This window comes from Pseudomonas sp. BT76 TE3572 (assembly GCF_050435365.1).
Lineage (GTDB): Bacteria > Pseudomonadota > Gammaproteobacteria > Pseudomonadales > Pseudomonadaceae > Aquipseudomonas > Aquipseudomonas fluorescens_W.
Genome location: NZ_JBNDKE010000001.1, coordinates 5,056,126 through 5,073,442, shown reverse-complemented (window position 1 = coordinate 5,073,442; position 17,317 = coordinate 5,056,126). Strand labels below are relative to the sequence as shown.

17 protein-coding genes are annotated in these 17,317 nt (G+C 60.6%); 7 read left to right on the top strand and 10 right to left on the bottom strand.

Annotation, left to right across the window (positions count from 1 at the left end):
• The first annotated feature begins 56 nt into the window (after positions 1-56).
• The 3 genes from ABH912_RS23005 to ABH912_RS22995 all read left to right on the top strand — a co-directional run bounded on the left by ABH912_RS23005 (position 57) and on the right by ABH912_RS22995 (position 2,144).
• Entirely contained in the window at positions 57-1,187 is a 1,131-nt protein-coding gene (locus ABH912_RS23005) for a PepSY-associated TM helix domain-containing protein (protein WP_429511735.1), read from the top strand.
• On the top strand, positions 1,184-1,363 hold the full coding sequence (locus ABH912_RS23000) for a hypothetical protein (protein ID WP_074871475.1): 180 nt from the start codon (positions 1,184-1,186) through the stop codon (positions 1,361-1,363). The genes ABH912_RS23005 and ABH912_RS23000 overlap by 4 nt, the downstream gene beginning before the upstream one ends.
• Before the next feature lie 151 nt (positions 1,364-1,514).
• Entirely contained in the window at positions 1,515-2,144 is a 630-nt protein-coding gene (locus ABH912_RS22995; protein ID WP_033056263.1) for a glutathione S-transferase, read from the top strand.
• 210 nt (positions 2,145-2,354) lie between these two features.
• On the opposite strand, the gene creD is transcribed toward ABH912_RS22995, so the two are convergent.
• The 4 genes from creD to ABH912_RS22975 all read right to left on the bottom strand — a co-directional run bounded on the left by creD (position 2,355) and on the right by ABH912_RS22975 (position 6,667).
• Positions 2,355-3,725: a cell envelope integrity protein CreD gene (gene creD, locus ABH912_RS22990; protein WP_429511734.1), complete on the bottom strand. Its 1,371-nt coding sequence runs from the start codon at positions 3,723-3,725 to the stop codon at positions 2,355-2,357.
• A 262-nt stretch (positions 3,726-3,987) separates the two neighbouring features.
• Positions 3,988-5,409, bottom strand: a complete 1,422-nt coding sequence (gene creC, locus ABH912_RS22985; protein WP_429511733.1) for a two-component system sensor histidine kinase CreC — start codon at positions 5,407-5,409, stop codon at positions 3,988-3,990.
• Positions 5,409-6,089: a two-component system response regulator CreB gene (gene creB / locus ABH912_RS22980; protein ID WP_033053974.1), complete on the bottom strand. Its 681-nt coding sequence runs from the start codon at positions 6,087-6,089 to the stop codon at positions 5,409-5,411. Before creB ends, creC begins: the two co-directional genes overlap by 1 nt.
• A gap of 74 nt (positions 6,090-6,163) precedes the next feature.
• Positions 6,164-6,667 (bottom strand): ATP-dependent zinc protease family protein, encoded by a 504-nt coding sequence (locus ABH912_RS22975; protein WP_033053973.1) that lies wholly within the window; start codon positions 6,665-6,667, stop codon positions 6,164-6,166.
• 192 nt (positions 6,668-6,859) lie between these two features.
• On the opposite strand from ABH912_RS22975, the gene ABH912_RS22970 reads away from it, so the two are divergent.
• A complete protein-coding gene (locus tag ABH912_RS22970) occupies positions 6,860-7,747 on the top strand; it encodes an acyltransferase (protein WP_033053972.1) in 888 nt (295 codons plus the stop codon).
• A gap of 1 nt (position 7,748) precedes the next feature.
• On the opposite strand, the gene ABH912_RS22965 is transcribed toward ABH912_RS22970, so the two are convergent.
• Positions 7,749-8,300 (bottom strand): DUF2780 domain-containing protein, encoded by a 552-nt coding sequence (locus ABH912_RS22965; RefSeq protein ID WP_429511732.1) that lies wholly within the window; start codon positions 8,298-8,300, stop codon positions 7,749-7,751.
• 215 nt (positions 8,301-8,515) lie between these two features.
• Between ABH912_RS22965 and ABH912_RS22960 the strand changes: the two genes are divergently transcribed.
• The 3 genes from ABH912_RS22960 to ABH912_RS22950 are packed head-to-tail and all read left to right on the top strand — an operon-like array spanning position 8,516 to position 10,466.
• Positions 8,516-9,106, top strand: a complete 591-nt coding sequence (locus ABH912_RS22960; protein ID WP_033053969.1) for a fasciclin domain-containing protein — start codon at positions 8,516-8,518, stop codon at positions 9,104-9,106.
• A gap of 53 nt (positions 9,107-9,159) precedes the next feature.
• Positions 9,160-9,795 carry a sigma-70 family RNA polymerase sigma factor gene (locus ABH912_RS22955; RefSeq protein WP_429511731.1) on the top strand — a complete coding sequence of 212 codons (636 nt, stop codon included), beginning with the start codon at positions 9,160-9,162 and terminating at the stop codon, positions 9,793-9,795.
• On the top strand, positions 9,792-10,466 hold the full coding sequence (locus ABH912_RS22950) for an anti-sigma factor (RefSeq protein WP_429511730.1): 675 nt from the start codon (positions 9,792-9,794) through the stop codon (positions 10,464-10,466). Before ABH912_RS22955 ends, ABH912_RS22950 begins: the two co-directional genes overlap by 4 nt.
• A gap of 242 nt (positions 10,467-10,708) precedes the next feature.
• Here the strand turns inward: ABH912_RS22950 and fdhA are convergent, their stop codons facing one another.
• The 5 genes from fdhA to ABH912_RS22925 all read right to left on the bottom strand — a co-directional run bounded on the left by fdhA (position 10,709) and on the right by ABH912_RS22925 (position 17,317).
• Positions 10,709-11,908 carry a formaldehyde dehydrogenase, glutathione-independent gene (fdhA, locus tag ABH912_RS22945; RefSeq protein WP_033053966.1) on the bottom strand — a complete coding sequence of 400 codons (1,200 nt, stop codon included), beginning with the start codon at positions 11,906-11,908 and terminating at the stop codon, positions 10,709-10,711.
• A gap of 206 nt (positions 11,909-12,114) precedes the next feature.
• Positions 12,115-12,972, bottom strand: coding sequence for a formyltetrahydrofolate deformylase (gene purU / locus ABH912_RS22940; protein WP_008147101.1), 858 nt, complete (start codon positions 12,970-12,972; stop codon positions 12,115-12,117).
• Positions 12,973-13,180: 208 nt separating this feature from the next.
• Positions 13,181-13,813, bottom strand: a complete 633-nt coding sequence (locus tag ABH912_RS22935) for a sarcosine oxidase subunit gamma (protein WP_033053965.1) — start codon at positions 13,811-13,813, stop codon at positions 13,181-13,183.
• 160 nt (positions 13,814-13,973) lie between these two features.
• A complete protein-coding gene (locus tag ABH912_RS22930; RefSeq protein ID WP_429511729.1) occupies positions 13,974-16,991 on the bottom strand; it encodes a sarcosine oxidase subunit alpha in 3,018 nt (1,005 codons plus the stop codon).
• The gene (locus tag ABH912_RS22925) at positions 16,988-17,317 is read right to left on the bottom strand and encodes a sarcosine oxidase subunit delta (protein WP_033053963.1); all 330 of its coding nucleotides are present in this window, start codon (positions 17,315-17,317) and stop codon (positions 16,988-16,990) included. The genes ABH912_RS22930 and ABH912_RS22925 overlap by 4 nt, the downstream gene beginning before the upstream one ends.

Here is a 17,317-nt window from a genome sequence, read left to right as displayed (position 1 = left end):
GCCCAAATCCCGAGCCGTCCGACATGGACGGCTTTGGTATTTCTGAAGGCTATGAAATGAAAAGCAAAACAATCCGCCGCTGGTCCTTCGTCCACACCTGGACCAGCCTGATCTGCACCGTGTTCCTGCTGATGCTCGCGCTGACCGGCCTGCCGTTGATTTTTCATCACGAAATCGACCACTTGCTGGGCGATGCCGCTGAATTGAAGACGATGCCGGCAGACACCCCGCTGCTGAATTTGCAGCAGTTGGTGCAGGCGGCTGAAAAGCATCGTCCCGGCGAGGTCATGCAGTATTTCGGCTTTGACGAAGAAGAGCCCAACGCCGCGATTACGATCATGGCGGCCACCGCCGGCACTGAACCGAACTCGTCTCACACCTTCATGCTCGACGCCCGCACCGGTGAAGCGCTGGAAATGCCGTCGGCCAATGGCGGCTTCATGATGATCATGTTGCGCCTGCACGTGGACATGTTCGCCGGTCTGCCGGGCAAGTTGCTGCTGGCGTTCATGGGCATTCTGTTCGTGGTGGCGATTGTCTCCGGGACGGTGCTGTACCTGCCGTTCATGCGGCGGTTGAAATTCGCCACCGTGCGCCAGGACAAATCCACCCGTCTGCGCTGGCTCGATCTGCATAACCTGATCGGCGTGGTGACCTTGACCTGGGCCTTGGTGGTCGGCGTCACCGGTGTCATCAGCGCCTGCGCCGACCTGTTGATCGCTGCGTGGCGCAACGACAGCCTGAGCGCGATGGTCGCGCCGTATCGCGACGCACCGCCACTGACACAACTGGCGCCCGCAACCCGCTTGCTCGACATCGCCAAGGAAGTCGCACCGGGCATGCAGCCGGACTTCATCGCCTTCCCCGGCACACGCTTCTCCAGCGAACACCATTACGCGGTGTTCATGAAAGGCAGCACCCACCTGACCTCGCACCTGCTGACACCGGTGCTGATCGACGCCAGTACCCTGCAAGTCACCGCCGTGGCCGAACGTCCGTGGTACATGGACGCCATGGGCATGTCACAACCGTTGCACTTCGGCGATTACGGCGGCTTGCCAATGAAGATCCTCTGGGCGACGCTGGATGGTCTGACCATCATCGTCCTCGGTAGCGGGGTTTACCTGTGGGTGGTGCGGCGCAAGGCTGCCAAACCTGTGTTCGAAAATGCGGAGAGCCCCGCATGAGGCCAAGGCAGTCGAATTTCTGGAAGGTGTTCTCCACCCCTACAGTCATCGCCCTGCTCAGCGCGGCGGGGTTGTTTTCCGCGTTGCTGGGGGATGGCGTGTGGGACGCGCTGAGCTGGTTGGGCCTGGGCATTCCCGCAATCCTCGCCTTGCGCGGTCTGCTGCAACGCCGCTAACAACCTGTGGGAGCGGGCTTGCTCGCGAAGGCGGTGTGTCAGCCAGCATCAATGTTGACTGATACACCGCCTTCGCGAGCAAGCTTCGCTCCTACAAGTTGCGTGATCCACGCGCTATGCTGCCCAGCACTGCCCACTCCGAGACGCTGCCATGTCCGCCCCCAGCATGACCTTGTTCCACAACCCGTTGTCGCCCTTCGTTCGCAAAGTCATGGTGCTCCTGCACGAAACCGGTCAACAGGACCGCGTGGCGCTGCAAGACTGCGTGCTCACACCCGTCAGCCCGGACCTGATACTCAACGAAGACAACCCGCTGGGTAAAATTCCGGCCTTGCGCCTGGCCGATGGCAACGTCATCCATGACAGCCGGGTGATCCTCGATTACCTCGACCACCAGCACGTCGGCAACCCGCTGATACCGCGCGACGGCTCAGCCCGTTGGCGGCGCCTGACCCTGGCCTCCCTGGCCGACGGGATCATGGACGCTGCGGTGCTGATTCGTTATGAAGTCGCCCTGCGTGCCCCGGAAAAACACTGGGACGAGTGGCTTGATGGTCAGCGCGAGAAGATTCGTCGCGGCCTGGCATTGCTGGAAGCGGACGCGATTGCCGAGCTGACCAGTCATTTCGATGTGGCGGCGATCAGTGTCGCGTGTGCTTTGGGTTATCTGGATTTGCGCCATCCGGATCTGGAATGGCGCACGACGAATCCGAAGCTGGCGGACTGGTATTTTGAGGTGAGTCAGCGGCCTTCGATGCTGGCGACTATGCCGAAGGTTTAGATTTTCGCTGACTCTACGGGCCTCATCGCGAGCAAGCTCGCTCCCACAGTTGATCGGTTGTGGGCACAAATTTTGTGTTCACTGGAGATCCCTTGTGGGAGCAAGCTTGCTCGCGATGGCACCACAGCGGATCTAACGGAAACAACTCGACTATCAGCGTCGCCAGTAATTCGCCCTCCCGCTGATCCTCACGCAACCCCAACGACCGGCTCATTCCACGGCCCCGATTTCAAACGCCAGCGGCTTGGCCGACTTCTGCCCGATCCCATACCAGTCCAGCTTGCGGGTCAGCACCATAAACACGCCCAGCAATCCGAACAACAGCAGCGACCCCATCAACAACGCGTAATCCTCGGCACTCAACAAGCCATATAGCAAGCCATACAACGCCGCCAATCCCGCCGAAAAACTCAAGCCGTGGCGCACGCTGCGCAGCACATGGCAGACATAAAAACCGATCAACAACACACAGCCGCTCGCCGATAGCAGGTACGCCAGGGCAAAACCGATGTGCTCGGACAGCGACAACAACAGCAGGTAGAAAAACGCCAGGGCCACGCCGACCAGCGCGTATTGCACCGGGTGTACCGCCAGGCTTTTCAGCACTTCGAAGAGGAAGAAACCGGCGAAGGTCAGGACGATAAACAGCAACGCATATTTGATCGCCCGATCGCTCTTCAGGTACTGATCCACCGGATCGATGAAGCTCACTCCAAAACTGCGGCCGGTGTAGGCTTCGCAACCGCCGCCGGACACGCAGCTGCTCAAGGCTTCTTGCAAATTGGTGGAGAAAAACGAGGTCTGCCAATTGGCGGTGAAACCCTGATCGCTGACTTCACGCTGGGCCGGCAGGTAGTTGCCGATGAAACTCGGATGCGGCCAATTGGCGGCCAGCGATACTTTGCTGGTTTTACCCACCGGAAGAATCTGCAACTGGCCAGTGCCTTGTAAACGCAGGTCGAAACCGAAGGCCAGTTCTGTGGCTTGCTTGGCATCGAGCGCCGGCAACGTCACATGCACGCCCTCCCCCAACCAGCCCACCTGGCTACCGGGGACGAAGTCGAGTTTCTGGCCATTGAGCTCGAGTTTCAGAGCGTTTTCGATGCCGCGAATGTCGCTGATCCCGACCGCCAGAAACGGCTGGTCGAACTGGTAATCGGCGAAATCTTCCTTGATACCCAATTGAGCCGGGAGCGAGAAATGCCCGCTGATGCGGTTGTCCGCATGAAACAGACGCGCCTCATAAATGCCCCGGGAACGTAGTTCGGTCTGAACCTGGCCGTCGAGTTCAAAGTGCTCCGGGAGGAAATACAAACGGCCGCGTTCTTCGCCCACTTCCTGGTAACGCGCATTGGTTTTTTCGTTGAGTTTCCAGGTGCGCACCACTTTGCGATACGGCACCACCATCAGCGGCCCGCTCAGTTGCTGGCTGTAACTGGAACTGCGGGCGATGTCTTCGAGGACACCGTCGCGCAGTTGCTGACGCTCCTGAATCACGCCGTTAATCATCAGGAGCGGGATCAGCAACAACAGAATCAGAAGGGCAATTGCCCCGAGTTTTATGGTCAGGCTGCGGTTCATGGGACTCTCCCTGTTTGGATGGGGAGAGTCTGGGATGGGTGTGTGGGGGTTTTGTGGGGGGAATGTGGAGAGTGTGTGAGAAGTTCAAGAACCACCCCTCGCCCCAGCCCTCTCCCCACAGGGGAGAGGGGGAAAGGGAGCTGATCTCCATGGTTTTCAAATCCTGAGTTCGACTCAAACTTCCCCGGTCGCAAACTATCTAAAAAACACCTCGGTCAGTCCCCTCTACCCCTTGGGGAGAGGGTTAGGGTGAGGGGTGGTTCTAAGCAGGCATACACAATTTGACTTCAACACCGCCGTCAACATTGCCGATGTTCAATGACCCACCATGCAACTTCACCACCTCTTCAACAAAATTCAGCCCCAACCCCGTGCTCTTGCGCCCGCTGTCCGGTCGCGGCAATGAGTAAAACCGTTCACTCAACCTAGGCAACGCATAGCCAGGAATCGCCTCAGCCTGATTGAACAGCCTGAACTCGATCTGCTCCCCAACGCGCTCGGCACTGAATCGCAGCAAGCCCTGAGCCGGGGTGAAATCCAAAGCGTTCTCCAGCAGATTGCCCAGCGCCTGACGCAACAGGAACGGTTCACCGGTCAGCACCAGATCCGCTGCAATGGTTTGTTCCACGCGCAACTGCTTGCCTTCGATGCGAGCCGCCTGAGCGCTCAGCAATTCATCTACCAACTTCGCCAGCGGCACCGCCACCCGTTCCTCCAGCCCTTGGCGTTGCTCGACCAGGGCCAGATTCAACAGGCGTTCGATCAACAGCTGCATCCGCGCGCTTTCGCTGTCGATGTTGCTGACAAAACGCTGCTGCTGGGCCAGCGGCATCTCGCCTTGCAGCAACTCCGCCGCGCCGCGAATCGCCGCCAACGGGCTTTTCAGTTCGTGGGTCAATGTGTGCACGTAACGCTCGACGTAGGCTTTGCCTTCGAGCTGCGTGCGCATCTGCTCCACCGCAGTCGCCAGTTGCTCCAGTTCGCCGCCACGGTAATGCGGAACCTCGACCCGCAGGCCTTCACTGACTGCCTGTGCATAAGCCGTCAATCGCCGCAGCGCCGCGCTCAACCACCACGACAACAACGCGCCGAACAGCAGACCGAGGCCGATCAACCCGGCCCCCCAGGCAAGCAATCGCCGCTCAGTGCGATCAACGTATGGCTGCAACGAGCTGTTGGGTTTGGCCACGGTCACCACGCCGATGATTTGGCCGTTGTCGCGAATAGGAGCGCCGACGTGCATCACTGAGGAGTTCGGATCGTCCGGATTGCTGCGGCTGGAACGAGCGCCGTATTCGCCACGCAGGGTCAGCAAAACATCGTTCCAGCGCGAGTAATCCTGCCCCACTGCCACACCGCTGGAGTCCAGCACCACAACGCCCTTGGCATCGGTGACGTAGATCCGGTGGTTGACCTGGTTCTTTGGCAATCCCCAGATGCTCGCCTTCGGTTGCCGTTCGCCATAAGCCTTGAGCAGCTCGGGCCAGCGGTTCTGATTCAGGGTGCCGGCCTTGAAGTCATCGCGCAGGATTTCGGCCATGAGATTGGCGGTGTCGACCAGCGTTTCTTCGGTGGACTGGCGCACGCCGGGACGGATTTCTTCCATCACGGTGTTCAGCACGAAGTAGCCGGTCAGGCCGATGAACAGCACGTAGACCAGGAATATCCGGATCCCCAGCGGCATCAGCTACGCCCCGGGCTGTAGCTGTAACCGAGGCCGCGATGGGTCTGGATCGGTTCCGCGTCGGCTTTCACCTGGCGTAATTTGGCGCGCACGCTTTTGATGTGGCTGTCGATGCTGCGCTCGTAACCGGCATCGGCAGCGACGCCCAGCGCATCGAGCAACTGCTCGCGGCTGAAGACGCGTTCGGGTTGCTCCAGCAGGCATTGCAGCAGACGGAATTCATGGCGGGTCAGGGTTAGCAGCTGACCGCGATAACTGATCTGCACCCGTTCGCTGTCAATGCGAAACAGCGCCGATGACACCTCGGCGGTCGCTCGCGGCGCCATGCGCTTGAGAATCGCCCGGACCCGCGCCGCCACTTCCCGTGGGCTGAACGGCTTGACCACGTAATCGTCGGCACCGATTTCCAGACCCACGACGCGATCGATTTCAGCGTCCCGGGCGCTGAGGAAGATCACCGGCACTTCGCTGAAACGGCGCAATTGCTTGCAGGTCTCGAAGCCGCTGATGTCCGGCAGACCAATGTCGAGAATGATCAGGTCGGCCGGCGTCTGGCGCTGATGCTCAAGCGCAACGGCGCCAAGGCTCAGCCAGGTGGTGGTGAAGCCCTCGCCCTGCAAGGCGAAAATCAGGGTGTCGGCAATCGCCGCTTCGTCTTCGACAATCAGGATATGAGGCATGGCGTCCGAGCCCGGGAGTTAAGTGGGCGAACGGTGCCCCAAGGCTCACGTCACGTCAATGAGACCACTTGAAATCAGCAGTCGGGTTTGTCCGCGGTAAAGCGCCGTGCCGGGTTCACCGCCGCGCCGAACTCACGCAAGGCTTTGGCACCGATCAACAAAGGGTAGTTGAAGCTGCTGCGGTCGGTGAGATTGACCTCGACGGTGCGTTTGACGTTGCCCAGGCACAGTTCCAGATCGACCACCGGACGCTTGGTAGGTGCGACCGCTTCGCTGTCGTCGTCTTCTTCGGAGCGGGTCTTGATCTTGCTGATCCGCGAGACCTTGTGTTCGTAGACCTTGTTGCTCGCGCCTTTGGTGGCGAGGCGGAAGCGCACCCACTCATCGCCATCGCGAGTGAAGGTTTCGATGTCTTTGGCCGACAGCGACGCGGTCAGGGCGCCGGTGTCCATCTTGGCCTTGAGGACTTCGCCACCGATTTCCGGCAGCGCGATGTATTCGTAGCGCCCGTACAGGGTCGGCTCAGCAGCCAGGACCGGCAGGGCCACGAGGGAAAGCAGTGCAAGGAGGGATTTCACGTAATGGGATTCCTTGAGGAGTGGGCAGCGGAATTTTAGACCGTTGTACGCATGATCGTTCCCACGCTCTGCGTGGGAACGATCGGTGTAGAGAGGTTAGCGGTTTAAAGGTGAAACATTCGTCGTAGCCGATTTGGCCTGCCGTCCGAAGCTGCTTATCATTGCGCGCCCAAATGCGTTCAAGAGTTATTTATGCGCCGCCTGCTCACCGGCTGTTTCGTTACCCTGCTGCTGTTGCTCAACACCCTGGTCCTGTTCGGGCCGCTGATGGTGTTCGCCTTGCTCAAACTGGTCCTGCCCGGGCGCTTGCGTGATTACGCCTCATGGACAGTGATGGGGATCGCCGAGACCTGGGCCGAAATCGACAAGCTGATTTTCCGCCTGTGCATCCCCACGCAATGGGACATCCGTGGCGGCAATGACCTGCGGGTCGACACGTCGTATCTGGTGATCAGCAACCATCAATCCTGGGTGGATATCCCGGCACTGATTCAAACGCTGAACCGGCGCACACCGTTCTTCAAGTTCTTCCTCAAGAAAGAGCTGATCTGGGTGCCGTTCCTGGGGCTGGCGTGGTGGGCGCTGGATTACCCGTTCATGAAACGCTACACCAAGGCATTCCTGGCGAAGCACCCTGAGCTGGCCGGCAAGGACCTGGAGATCACCCAGGCGGCGTGCGAGTTGTACAAGCGTCAACCGGTGACGGTGGTCAATTACCTGGAAGGCACACGCTTTACCGCCGCGAAACGTGCCCAGCAGCAATCACCCTTCACCCACCTGCTCCGGCCCAAGGCGGGTGGCGTGGCGTTTGTTCTGGCGGCAATGGGTGAACAGCTCGACGCCGTTCTCGATGTGACGGTGGTGTATCCGCAGCAGTCGATTCCGGGGTTCTGGGATTTGCTCAGCGGCAACGTGCCGAGGGTCATCATCGACATCAAGACCCGCGAACTCGACCCGGCGCTGTGGCAGGGCGATTACGAAAATGATCCGCAGTTTCGCGAAACCATCCAGAACTGGGTCAACCAGCTCTGGATCGAGAAGGACCAGCGCATCGACGCGTTGCGCGCCGAGCGCCGCTGAATCAGGTACCGGTGCCTGCGCCCCAGATCCCGCCCAGGTTTGTCAGCAGCGAACTGCCAACGCCCTGCTGACCGAAAAATTGCAGAAGCACGGGGGCAAACAGGCCGACCATACTCGTGTCCATGCCCAATGCGCTGAAGGCACTGTTCAGGTCGTTGGCGTTCTTCACGTTGCCCAGGACGTTGTTCAGACCTGCCGCTGTACCGGACGAGCCAAGCAAGCCGCTGAGGACACCCAGTCCACCGCCACCGGAAAGCAAGTCGATTCCGGGCACGCTTTTGGCCAATTCCGAGTAGTCGGTCGAACTCAATTGATTCTTCGCCAGACCGAGCATCGCCCCGGCACCGCCAATGGCTTGTTGTGACGTCACGTTCAATTGGCTGAGCGCACTCAGCAGATCGGCCGTCTGCGCGGTTGGCGCGGCCGCGGCGGCGTCATCGTCCTGCGTGCCGGAGATGGCATTGGCCGCATCGAACAGGCTGTACTGAGCAAAGACCGGACCGGCCGCCAGACACATCAGCGAAGCCAGTGCAAAACCGCGTGAAATCTTCATTCAGACATCCTCATGTGCCATGAAAACCGCCCGGCAATGGACGGCGGAAAATCGTGTGTTGGACTGGCATCCCGGGGGATTGTTCCGAGTCTTGGCGAGCCCCCGACGAACAGCAGAAAAACAATTGTCCGGCGCTGCATCCAGTCTGGCCCCGCCCACGTATATCAAGCACGGACAGACATTCCTGGCCGATTCCCATCACGAGGATCATCACCATGAAACGCACTTCGATCAAAACGCCGTTGATTGCCAGCCTGCTGACCCTGGCCCTTGGTGGCGGATTCGCCCTGAACACTGTGCAAGCGGCAGACACCAGCCACTCGGTCATCGTCGGCGGCCAAAGCATGATGCCGAGCAAGGACATCATCGATAACGCGGTGAACTCCGCCGACCACACCACCCTGGTCGCCGCCGTGAAAGCCGCTGGCCTGGTGGACACCCTCAAGGGCAAAGGCCCGTTCACCGTGTTCGCCCCGGTCAACTCGGCCTTCGCCGCCCTGCCGGCCGGCACGGTCGATACCCTGCTCAAACCCGCCAACAAGGCGACCCTGACTCACGTCCTCACCTACCACGTGGTCGCCGGGAAACTCGACATGACAACCCTGGCCGAGAAGATCAAGGCCGGTGGCGGCAAAGCCGAACTGACCACCGTCGCAGGCGGCAAGCTGTGGGCGATGATGAACGGCCCGCACAACATCACCATCAAGGATGAAAAAGGTGACGTCGCCGACATCACCACCTATGACGTGTACCAGTCCAACGGCGTGATACAGGTCATCGACAAAGTGCTGATGCCGAAAAGCTGAAGGGTGCCGCCGACCCCGCCCATCGGGGTCGGCGGTTTCCGAGGTGGCCGCCCGTGAATGGAACAACGACGCACCGTGAACTAACCTCTGCCTGCAAACGTCACCTCACGCAGCCCACCTTCATTACCTGGAGAACTGCCATTCCCATCGCCGACGCCGATCAGCTCAGGCAGCTTCTGGCTCAGTGTTCACTGGGCGACCGCCGCGCTTTCGAGACGCTTTACCGCAGCGTCGGCCCACGACTGCATGGCGTAGCGCTACGTTTCATGGGGCGGCCGGATCTGGCTGAAGAAGTGCTGCAGGAAAGCTTCGTGCGCATCTGGAACAACGCCTCGCGCTACGAGGCGCATCTGTCGGCACCGCTGACCTGGATGATCAACATCACCCGTCATCAGGCCATCGATCAATTGCGCAAACACCGCGACCGGCCGTTGAGCGACCTTGAAGAACAGGCGCTGGTGGATGAAAGCCCATCGGCCCACGAACAACTCAGCAGTGCCCGTGAGGCCAAGGCCTTGAACCGCTGCCTGGAAAGCCTCGAGGGCATGCAGCGTCAATCGATCACCGTGGCCTACTTTCAGGGGTTGTCCTGCTCTGAACTCGCCGAACACCTAGCCGCGCCGCTGGGCTCGGTGAAATCCTGGATCCGCCGCGGTATGGAGCGACTGCGCAGGTGCCTTGAATCATGAACTATCAAACCCCGTCCCTGCGCCGCGCCCTCGCCGCCGATTACGCCATTGGTTTGATGCCTTCTGCTGCTCGTCGGCGTTTCGAACAGTTGTTGTTGGAGGACGCAGCACTGCGCGCGGAACTGGCGCAGTGGCAGGAAAACCTGACCAGTTTGACCGACGCACTGCCCGAGCAGCCGGTGCCGGAGCGGGTGTGGCAGGGCATTACGGCGCGGATTGAGCCGCAAGTGCTGCACATGCCGGAAAAACGTCGGTTCTGGAACTGGTTGCGAGTGACGGCGGCGGTTTGCTCGCTGGTGATCGCCGTGACATTGGGTGTGATTTATAACCGCGACAGTGCGCGTTACAGCGCCACGCTGCTGACCGCGGACGCGAAGCCTGCGCTGAAGGTTGAAGCGCATGAGGAGTATCTGAAAGTCGAGCCGCTGACGCTGGCAGCGGTTGATCCGGGGCGCAGTCTGGAGTTGTGGGCGATTCCGGCGGATGGCAAGCCGATTTCGCTTGGGGTGATTCCAGCGGGCGGCAAGGGGCGCGTAGAGCTGAGCGATGCGCAGAAGACGTTGATCGGCAAGCCGATTGCGTTGGCGGTCAGTCTTGAACCGAAGGGCGGTTCGCCGACGGGGCAACCGACGGGGCCGGTGTTGTATCAAGGGGCGTTGGCGGCATTGTAACCCCCCCCTCACCCTAGCCCTCTCCCGGAGGTAGAGGGGACTGACCGAGTTGTTCTTTCGATGTACATCGACCTGAAAGTCCGAGTCGAACTCAGGATTTGAAAGGCCTGGAGATCGGCCCCCTTTCCCCCTCTCCCCGCTGGGGAGAGGGCTGGGGTGAGGGGTGGCTCTCAGACCCAACAACGATTCCAGCCAAAAAAAAACGGCGACCCGAGGGTCGCCGTTTTGTGTTGCGTGAAGCCTTACGCCGCACTAAACAGTTTGTGCGGATCGATCACAAACTTCTTCGGCACGCCCGCATCGAACTCGCCATAACCACGCGGCGCATCATCGAGGCTGATGACTTCCACGCCAACGATGTCGGCAATGTGGATACGGTCCCACATGATCGCCTGCATCAGCTGGCGGTTGTACTTCATCACTGGCGTCTGGCCGGTGTGGAAGCTGTGGGATTTAGCCCAGCCCAGACCGAAGCGAATGCTCAGGCTGCCCATTTTTGCAGCAGCGTCCACAGCACCCGGATCTTCAGTTACGTACAGGCCTGGGATACCGATTTTGCCGGCCACCCGTACCACGCCCATCAACGAGTTCAGCACGGTGGCCGGAGCCTCGTGTTTCACGCCGTCATGGCCGTGACCACGCGCTTCGAAGCCCACGGCGTCGACGGCGCAATCCACTTCTGGCTCGCCCAGCAGTGCAGCGATTTGTTCGTGCAGCGGGGTGTCCAGGGACAGGTCGGCGATTTCGAAACCCTGCGCCTTGGCGTGCGCCAGGCGGACGGTGTTGACGTCACCGATGATCACCACGGCCGCGCCCAACAGGCGAGCGGAAGCGGCGGCGGCCAGACCGACCGGGCCGGCACCTGCGATGTACACGGTGCTGCCTGGGCCAACGCCAGCCGTCACTGCGCCGTGGTAACCGGTCGGCAGGATGTCGGAGAGGCAGGTCAGGTCGCGGATTTTTTCCATCGCGCGATCGCGATCCGGGAGTTTCAGCAGGTTGAAGTCGGCATACGGCACCATCGCGTATTCAGCCTGGCCACCGGTCCAGTCGCCCATGTCGACATAACCGTAAGCACCGCCCGGACGTGCCGGGTTAACGCTGAGGCAAACACCGGTGTGCATCTCTTTGCAGGAACGGCAGCGCCCGCAAGCGACGTTGAACGGTACGGAAACCAGGTCGCCGATCTGCAGGTTCTCGACGTCGCTGCCCTTCTCGATCACTTCACCGGTGATTTCGTGGCCCAGTACCAGGCCGGTTTGAGCGGTGGTACGACCGCGCACCATGTGCTGGTCCGAACCACAGATATTGGTGGAAACCACGCGCAGGATGACAGCATGGTTAATCTTCCTGCCGCGCGGGTCCTGCATTTTCGGATAGTCGATTTTCTGTATTTCGACTTTGCCATCGCCGAGATATACCACACCACGATTGCCAGACATGCTTTCACCTCGCTGTTGTTTTTATGTAGCGGTCGCGTCGCCATGAAGCGGCGGCGCGTTGATTGCTCGGGTTGTTGCTTGTGTCTTTTTGCGTTGTTTGTCAGGGCCTCTTCGCGGGCAAGCCTCGCTCCTACAGGATTGAGGTTGTCTCCATCTCCGCGATCGACCTCAATCCTGTAGGAGCGAGGCTTGCCCGCGAAAGCGATCTAGAGAACGACCGTGCGATTGGCGTTCAAAAACACGCGTCTTTCAATGTGATAACCCACCGCCCGGGCCAGGGTCAGCCCTTCGATATCCCGCCCCTTGGCGATCAAATCTTCCGGGTAGTGGCTGTGGTCCACGGCCTCTACGCCTTGGGCGATGATCGGGCCTTCGTCCAGGTCGTTGTTGATGTAGTGCGCCGTGGCGCCGACCAGCTTTACGCCCTTGTTGTAAGCCTGGTGATAAGGCTTGGCGCCTTTGAAACCGGGCAGCAAGGAGTGATGGATATTGATCGCCTTGCCGTCGAGTTTGCGGCACAGCTCGGGCGACAGAACTTGCATGTAGCGGGCAAGAATCACCAGTTCGGCGCCGGACTCTTCGATCACCTGCCAGACCTGACGCTCCTGCGACGGCTTGTCGTTCGGGTCCAGCGGGAAGTGGTAGTACGGAATCTGATGCCAGTCCGCCAACGGCTTGAGGTCCGGGTGGTTGGAAACCACGGCGGCCACGTCCATCGACAATTGACCGATGCGCTGGCGGTAGAGCAAATCGTTGAGGCAGTGATCGGCCTTGGAAACCATGATCACCACTTTCGGGCGGTAGTTCGGCGCGGTCAGTTCGAAGATCATGCCAAAGGCTTGGCCACGCTCTTCGAGCCCTGCGCGGAAGGCTTGTTCGTCAAAGCCGTCAGGCTGACGGAATTCCACACGAATGAAGAAACGGCCCGAGAGCCGATCATCAAAGGAATGGTGTTCGGTGACGTAGCAGCCCTGCTCGAACAGAAAGCGGGTCACCGCGTCCACGGTGCCGAGAACGCTTGGGCAGTCGGCGGTCAGAATCCATGTGTCTGGGGCGCGGCTCATAGTGCGGTGACTCCTTGGTTGCGGGGTGTCAGGAGGATCGCCCCCTCACCCTAACCCTCTCCCCAAAGGGGCGAGGGGACTGACCGAGTTGTTCTTGGAGCTACATCGACCTGAAGTTCCGAGTCGAACTCAGGTCCTGAAAACAGCGGAGATCTGCCCCCTTTCCCCCTCTCCCCCGTGGGGAGAGGGTTGGGGTGAGGGGTCGATCTCAAGCCTGAACACTAAGCCCGTACTCAGCCGCAGCATCCTGCAACCACAACCACCAGTAATCCGAGAAGCTGCGACGAATCAGCAGTTCCCAGGTGTCTTCGGCGGTGTGGCGGATCACCAGTTGCGACTTGGCAAACACGGTGCCCACAGCCTTGCCTACCGGGAAGCTGTTGGGGTGCACGTCATAGCTGGTGGACTTCATCAGCACCTGGCGCACGTTCGGGCCGCTCAGTTCGAGGAGCTGCTGGCCGCCGCTGACGTTGGTGATCGCGATGTGCAGGCCGCCCAGCGCTTCACGCAGTTTCTTCTCGGCGGCGAATTCTTCACCGGTCGGCACGATCAGCAGCCATTCATCCGGCCCCATCCATTGCAGGCTGGTTTCGCCTTTGACGATGACGGTCAGCGCGCCCGGCAATTCGATACCGAGGGCTTTGTGCACGCCGGCAGCAAACGCAGCATCATGACCATCGCCACGAATGGTCAGGTGGCCGAGGAGTTTTTTCTCACGCACGATCACGCCGGCGCTTTTGCGACCTTTGCCCACCAGGCTGGCGAGGTCGGCGTGATGCAGCGACGACTCGGCCTTGGCCCCAGTGGTTGGGCGTTGTTGGTAAACATTGGCTGCGGTCATAAAGCACCTTTCCTGAATTCTGACTTGAGCCCTGTGCAAGCAGATCTACCGCTATCGCGAGCAGGCTCACTCCTACAAGGGGTACGCGATTACCTGTAGGAGTGAGCCTGCTCGCGATGAAGTCACCACGGTGCAACTGCACTCCACAGGATCCGAACCATCAAATGTTCTGGCGATCGCCTTTCGGATCGAAGAACACCGAAGAAACGATTTCCGCTTCGATCACGCTGCCATCGGCCAGCGGTGCGAACACCCGCTCACCCATGCGCTTCAAGCCGCCCTTGACCACGCCCATGGCAAACGAATAGCCCAGGGAGTTGTGCAGGTAACTGGAAGTCACGTGACCGACCATGGTCATCGGGATGGTTTGCTTGGTGTTGAACACCAGTTGCGCACCTTCCGGCAGCCATTTGGTCGGATCGATCGGCTTCAGGCCAACCAGCTGTTTGCGCTGATCACGCACGCAGTCTTCACGGTTCATGCCACGCCAGCCGATCCACGAGAACGGTTTGGTGCGACCGACACACCAGCCCATGTTCAGGTCGTCCGGGGTCATCGAGCTGTCAGTGTCCTGACCGACGATGATGAAGCCCTTCTCGGCCCGCAGTACGTGCATGGTTTCCGTGCCGTACGGGGTCAGGTTGTACTTCTTGCCGGCCTCGACGATTTTCTCGAGCACGCCCATGGCGTAGTCGGCTTGCACGTTGACTTCGTACGACAGCTCACCGGTAAACGAAATCCGGAACACCCGCGCCGGCACACCGCCGACCAGGCCTTCTTTCCAGGTCATGAACGGGAAGGCTTCGTTGGTCAGGTCGATGTCAGTGACTTCGCTGAGCAGCTTGCGGCTGTTCGGCCCGGACAGGGTCATGGTTGCCCAGTGATCCGTCACGGAAGTGAAGTACACCTTCAGGTCTGGCCATTCGGTCTGGTGGTAGATTTCCAGCCATTGCAGCACGCGTGCAGCGCCGCCGGTGGTGGTGGTCATCACGAAGTGGTTGTCGGCGAGACAGGCGGTTACGCCGTCGTCGAAGACCATGCCGTCTTCTTTGCACATCAGGCCATAGCGGGCCTTGCCCACGTCGAGCTTGGTCCAGGCGTTGGTGTAGATGCGGTTGAGGAACTCACGGCAATCCGGGCCCTGGATGTCGATTTTGCCCAGGGTCGAAGCGTCCAGCAGGCCAACGCTGTCGCGCACGGCTTTGCATTCGCGCTTCACGGCGGTATGCAGGTCTTCACCGTTTTTCGGGAAGTACCACGGACGTTTCCACTGACCGACGTCTTCGAACTCGGCGCCGTTCTTCACGTGCCAGTGATGCAGCGCGGTGAAACGAACTGGCTCGAAGATGTGCCCACAGTGACGGCCGGCCACGGCGCCGAAGGTTACCGGCGTGTAGTTCGGGCGGAACATGGTGGTGCCCATCTGCGGGATGGTCACGTTCAGCGAACGGGCAGCGATGGCCAGGCCGTTGACGTTGCCAAGCTTGCCCTGGTCAGTGCCGAAGCCCAGTGCGGTGTAGCGTTTGACGTGCTCGACCGACTCGAAGCCTTCGCGGGTCGCCAGTTCGATGGCGGCAGCGGTGACGTCGTTTTGCAGGTCGACGAATTGCTTCGGCGCACGTGCGGTGTTCTTTTCGTGCGGCACCTGGAACAGCGCCAGAGTGGGTTCTTCCAGACGGCTCAGGGCTTTCGGCAAGGTGCCTTCGACCACGCTGAAACCGGCTTCGCTGGCTGCGCGAGCGCCGCCTTCAAAACCATCGGCCAGGGAATCGCCGAGGCCATAGACGCCGTTGATGCCACCAACGCACACGCGTTTCTGCGGTGCTTCGCCCGGTACGAAACCGAGGATGTCTTCACGCCAGATCGGCTTGCCACCCAAGTGCGACGCCAGGTGAACCACCGGGCTGTAACCGCCGGAGCTGGCAACCAGGTCGCATTCAAGCCACTCACCCGGGCTGGTCACGGTGTGCGCTTTGACATCGATCGCGGCAACGCGAGCGGCGGTCACGTGCTTGCTGCCACGCGCCTCGATCACGGCGCTGCCGGTCAGGATGCGGATGCCTTTGGCGCGTGCTTCTTCAACCAGCGCACCGCGCGGATTGCTGCGGGCATCGGCGATAGCGACGACTTGCAGGCTGGCGTCGAGCCAGTCCAGTGCCACGCGGTAGGCGTGATCGTTGTTGGTCGACAGCACCAGTTTTTTGCCCGGTGCCACGCCGTAACGACGAACGTAAGTCGACACAGCGCCGGCGAGCATGTTGCCCGGCACGTCGTTGTTGCCGTAAACCAGCGGACGCTCGTGAGCGCCGGTCGCCAGCACTACACGCTTGGCGCGAACACGGTGAATGCGCTGACGCACCTGGCCAATCGGGGCGCGATCGCCGAGGTGATCGGTCAGGCGTTCGTGAATGGTCAGGAAGTTATGGTCGTGGTAGCCGTTGACCGTGGCGCGCGGCAACAGCAGCACGTCCGGGGTGTCCTTGAGCTCGGCGATGACACTGGCAACCCATTCGGTGGCCGGTTTGCCGTCGAGGCTTTCGCGGGAGTCGAGCAGGCTGCCGCCGAACTCTTCCTGTTCATCGGCGAGGATCACACGGGCACCGCTGCGGGCAGCCGCCAGTGCAGCGGCCAGGCCAGCAGGGCCAGCGCCGACGATCAGCACGTCGCAGTGCTGGTTCATGTAGTCGTAGGTGTCCGGATCGTTCTCGGTCGGCGAGCGGCCAAGACCGGCGGCCTTACGAATGTATTTCTCGTAAGTCATCCAGAACGATTGCGGGTACATGAAGGTTTTGTAGTAGAAGCCCGGCGGCATCAGCTTGCCGCCGACCTTGCCGAGAATCCCCATCATGTCGTTGTTCACGCTCGGCCAGCCGTTGGTGCTGGTGGCGACCAGACCTTGGTACAGCGCTTGTTGCGTGGCGCGTACGTTCGGGATCTGCGTGGCTTCGGTCGCGCCGATTTGCAGCACGGCGTTCGGCTCTTCGGCGCCCGCAGCGAAAATGCCGCGCGGACGGGAGTACTTGAAGCTGCGACCGATGATGTCGACGCCGTTGGCCAGCAAGGCCGCGGCCAGGGAATCGCCTTCAAAGCCTTTGTAGGTCTGGCCGTTGAAGGTGAAGCTCAGCACTTTGTTGCGGTCGATCCGTCCGCCGTTGGACAGGCGATTGATCTGGCTCATACCTTCTCTCCCAGAGCCGTGGCGGCCGCTTTCGGGCTATCGGTCTTGTCGGTGAATTGTGGCTTGGCGCCGATCTTGTAGGTTTCGAGAATCTCGTAGGTCACGGTGTCACGGGTGGCGTTGAAATACTGACGGCAACCGGCGACGTGATCCCACAGCTCGTGGTGCAGACCGCGAGGGTTATCGCGGAAGAACATGTAGTCGCCCCACTCCTCGTCGGTGCAGCTGTTCGGATCCAGTGGACGCGGGATATGCGCCTGGCCGGATGCGTGGAATTCCTCTTCAGAGCGCAGCTCGCCGCAGTGAGGACAGAAGATATGCAACAT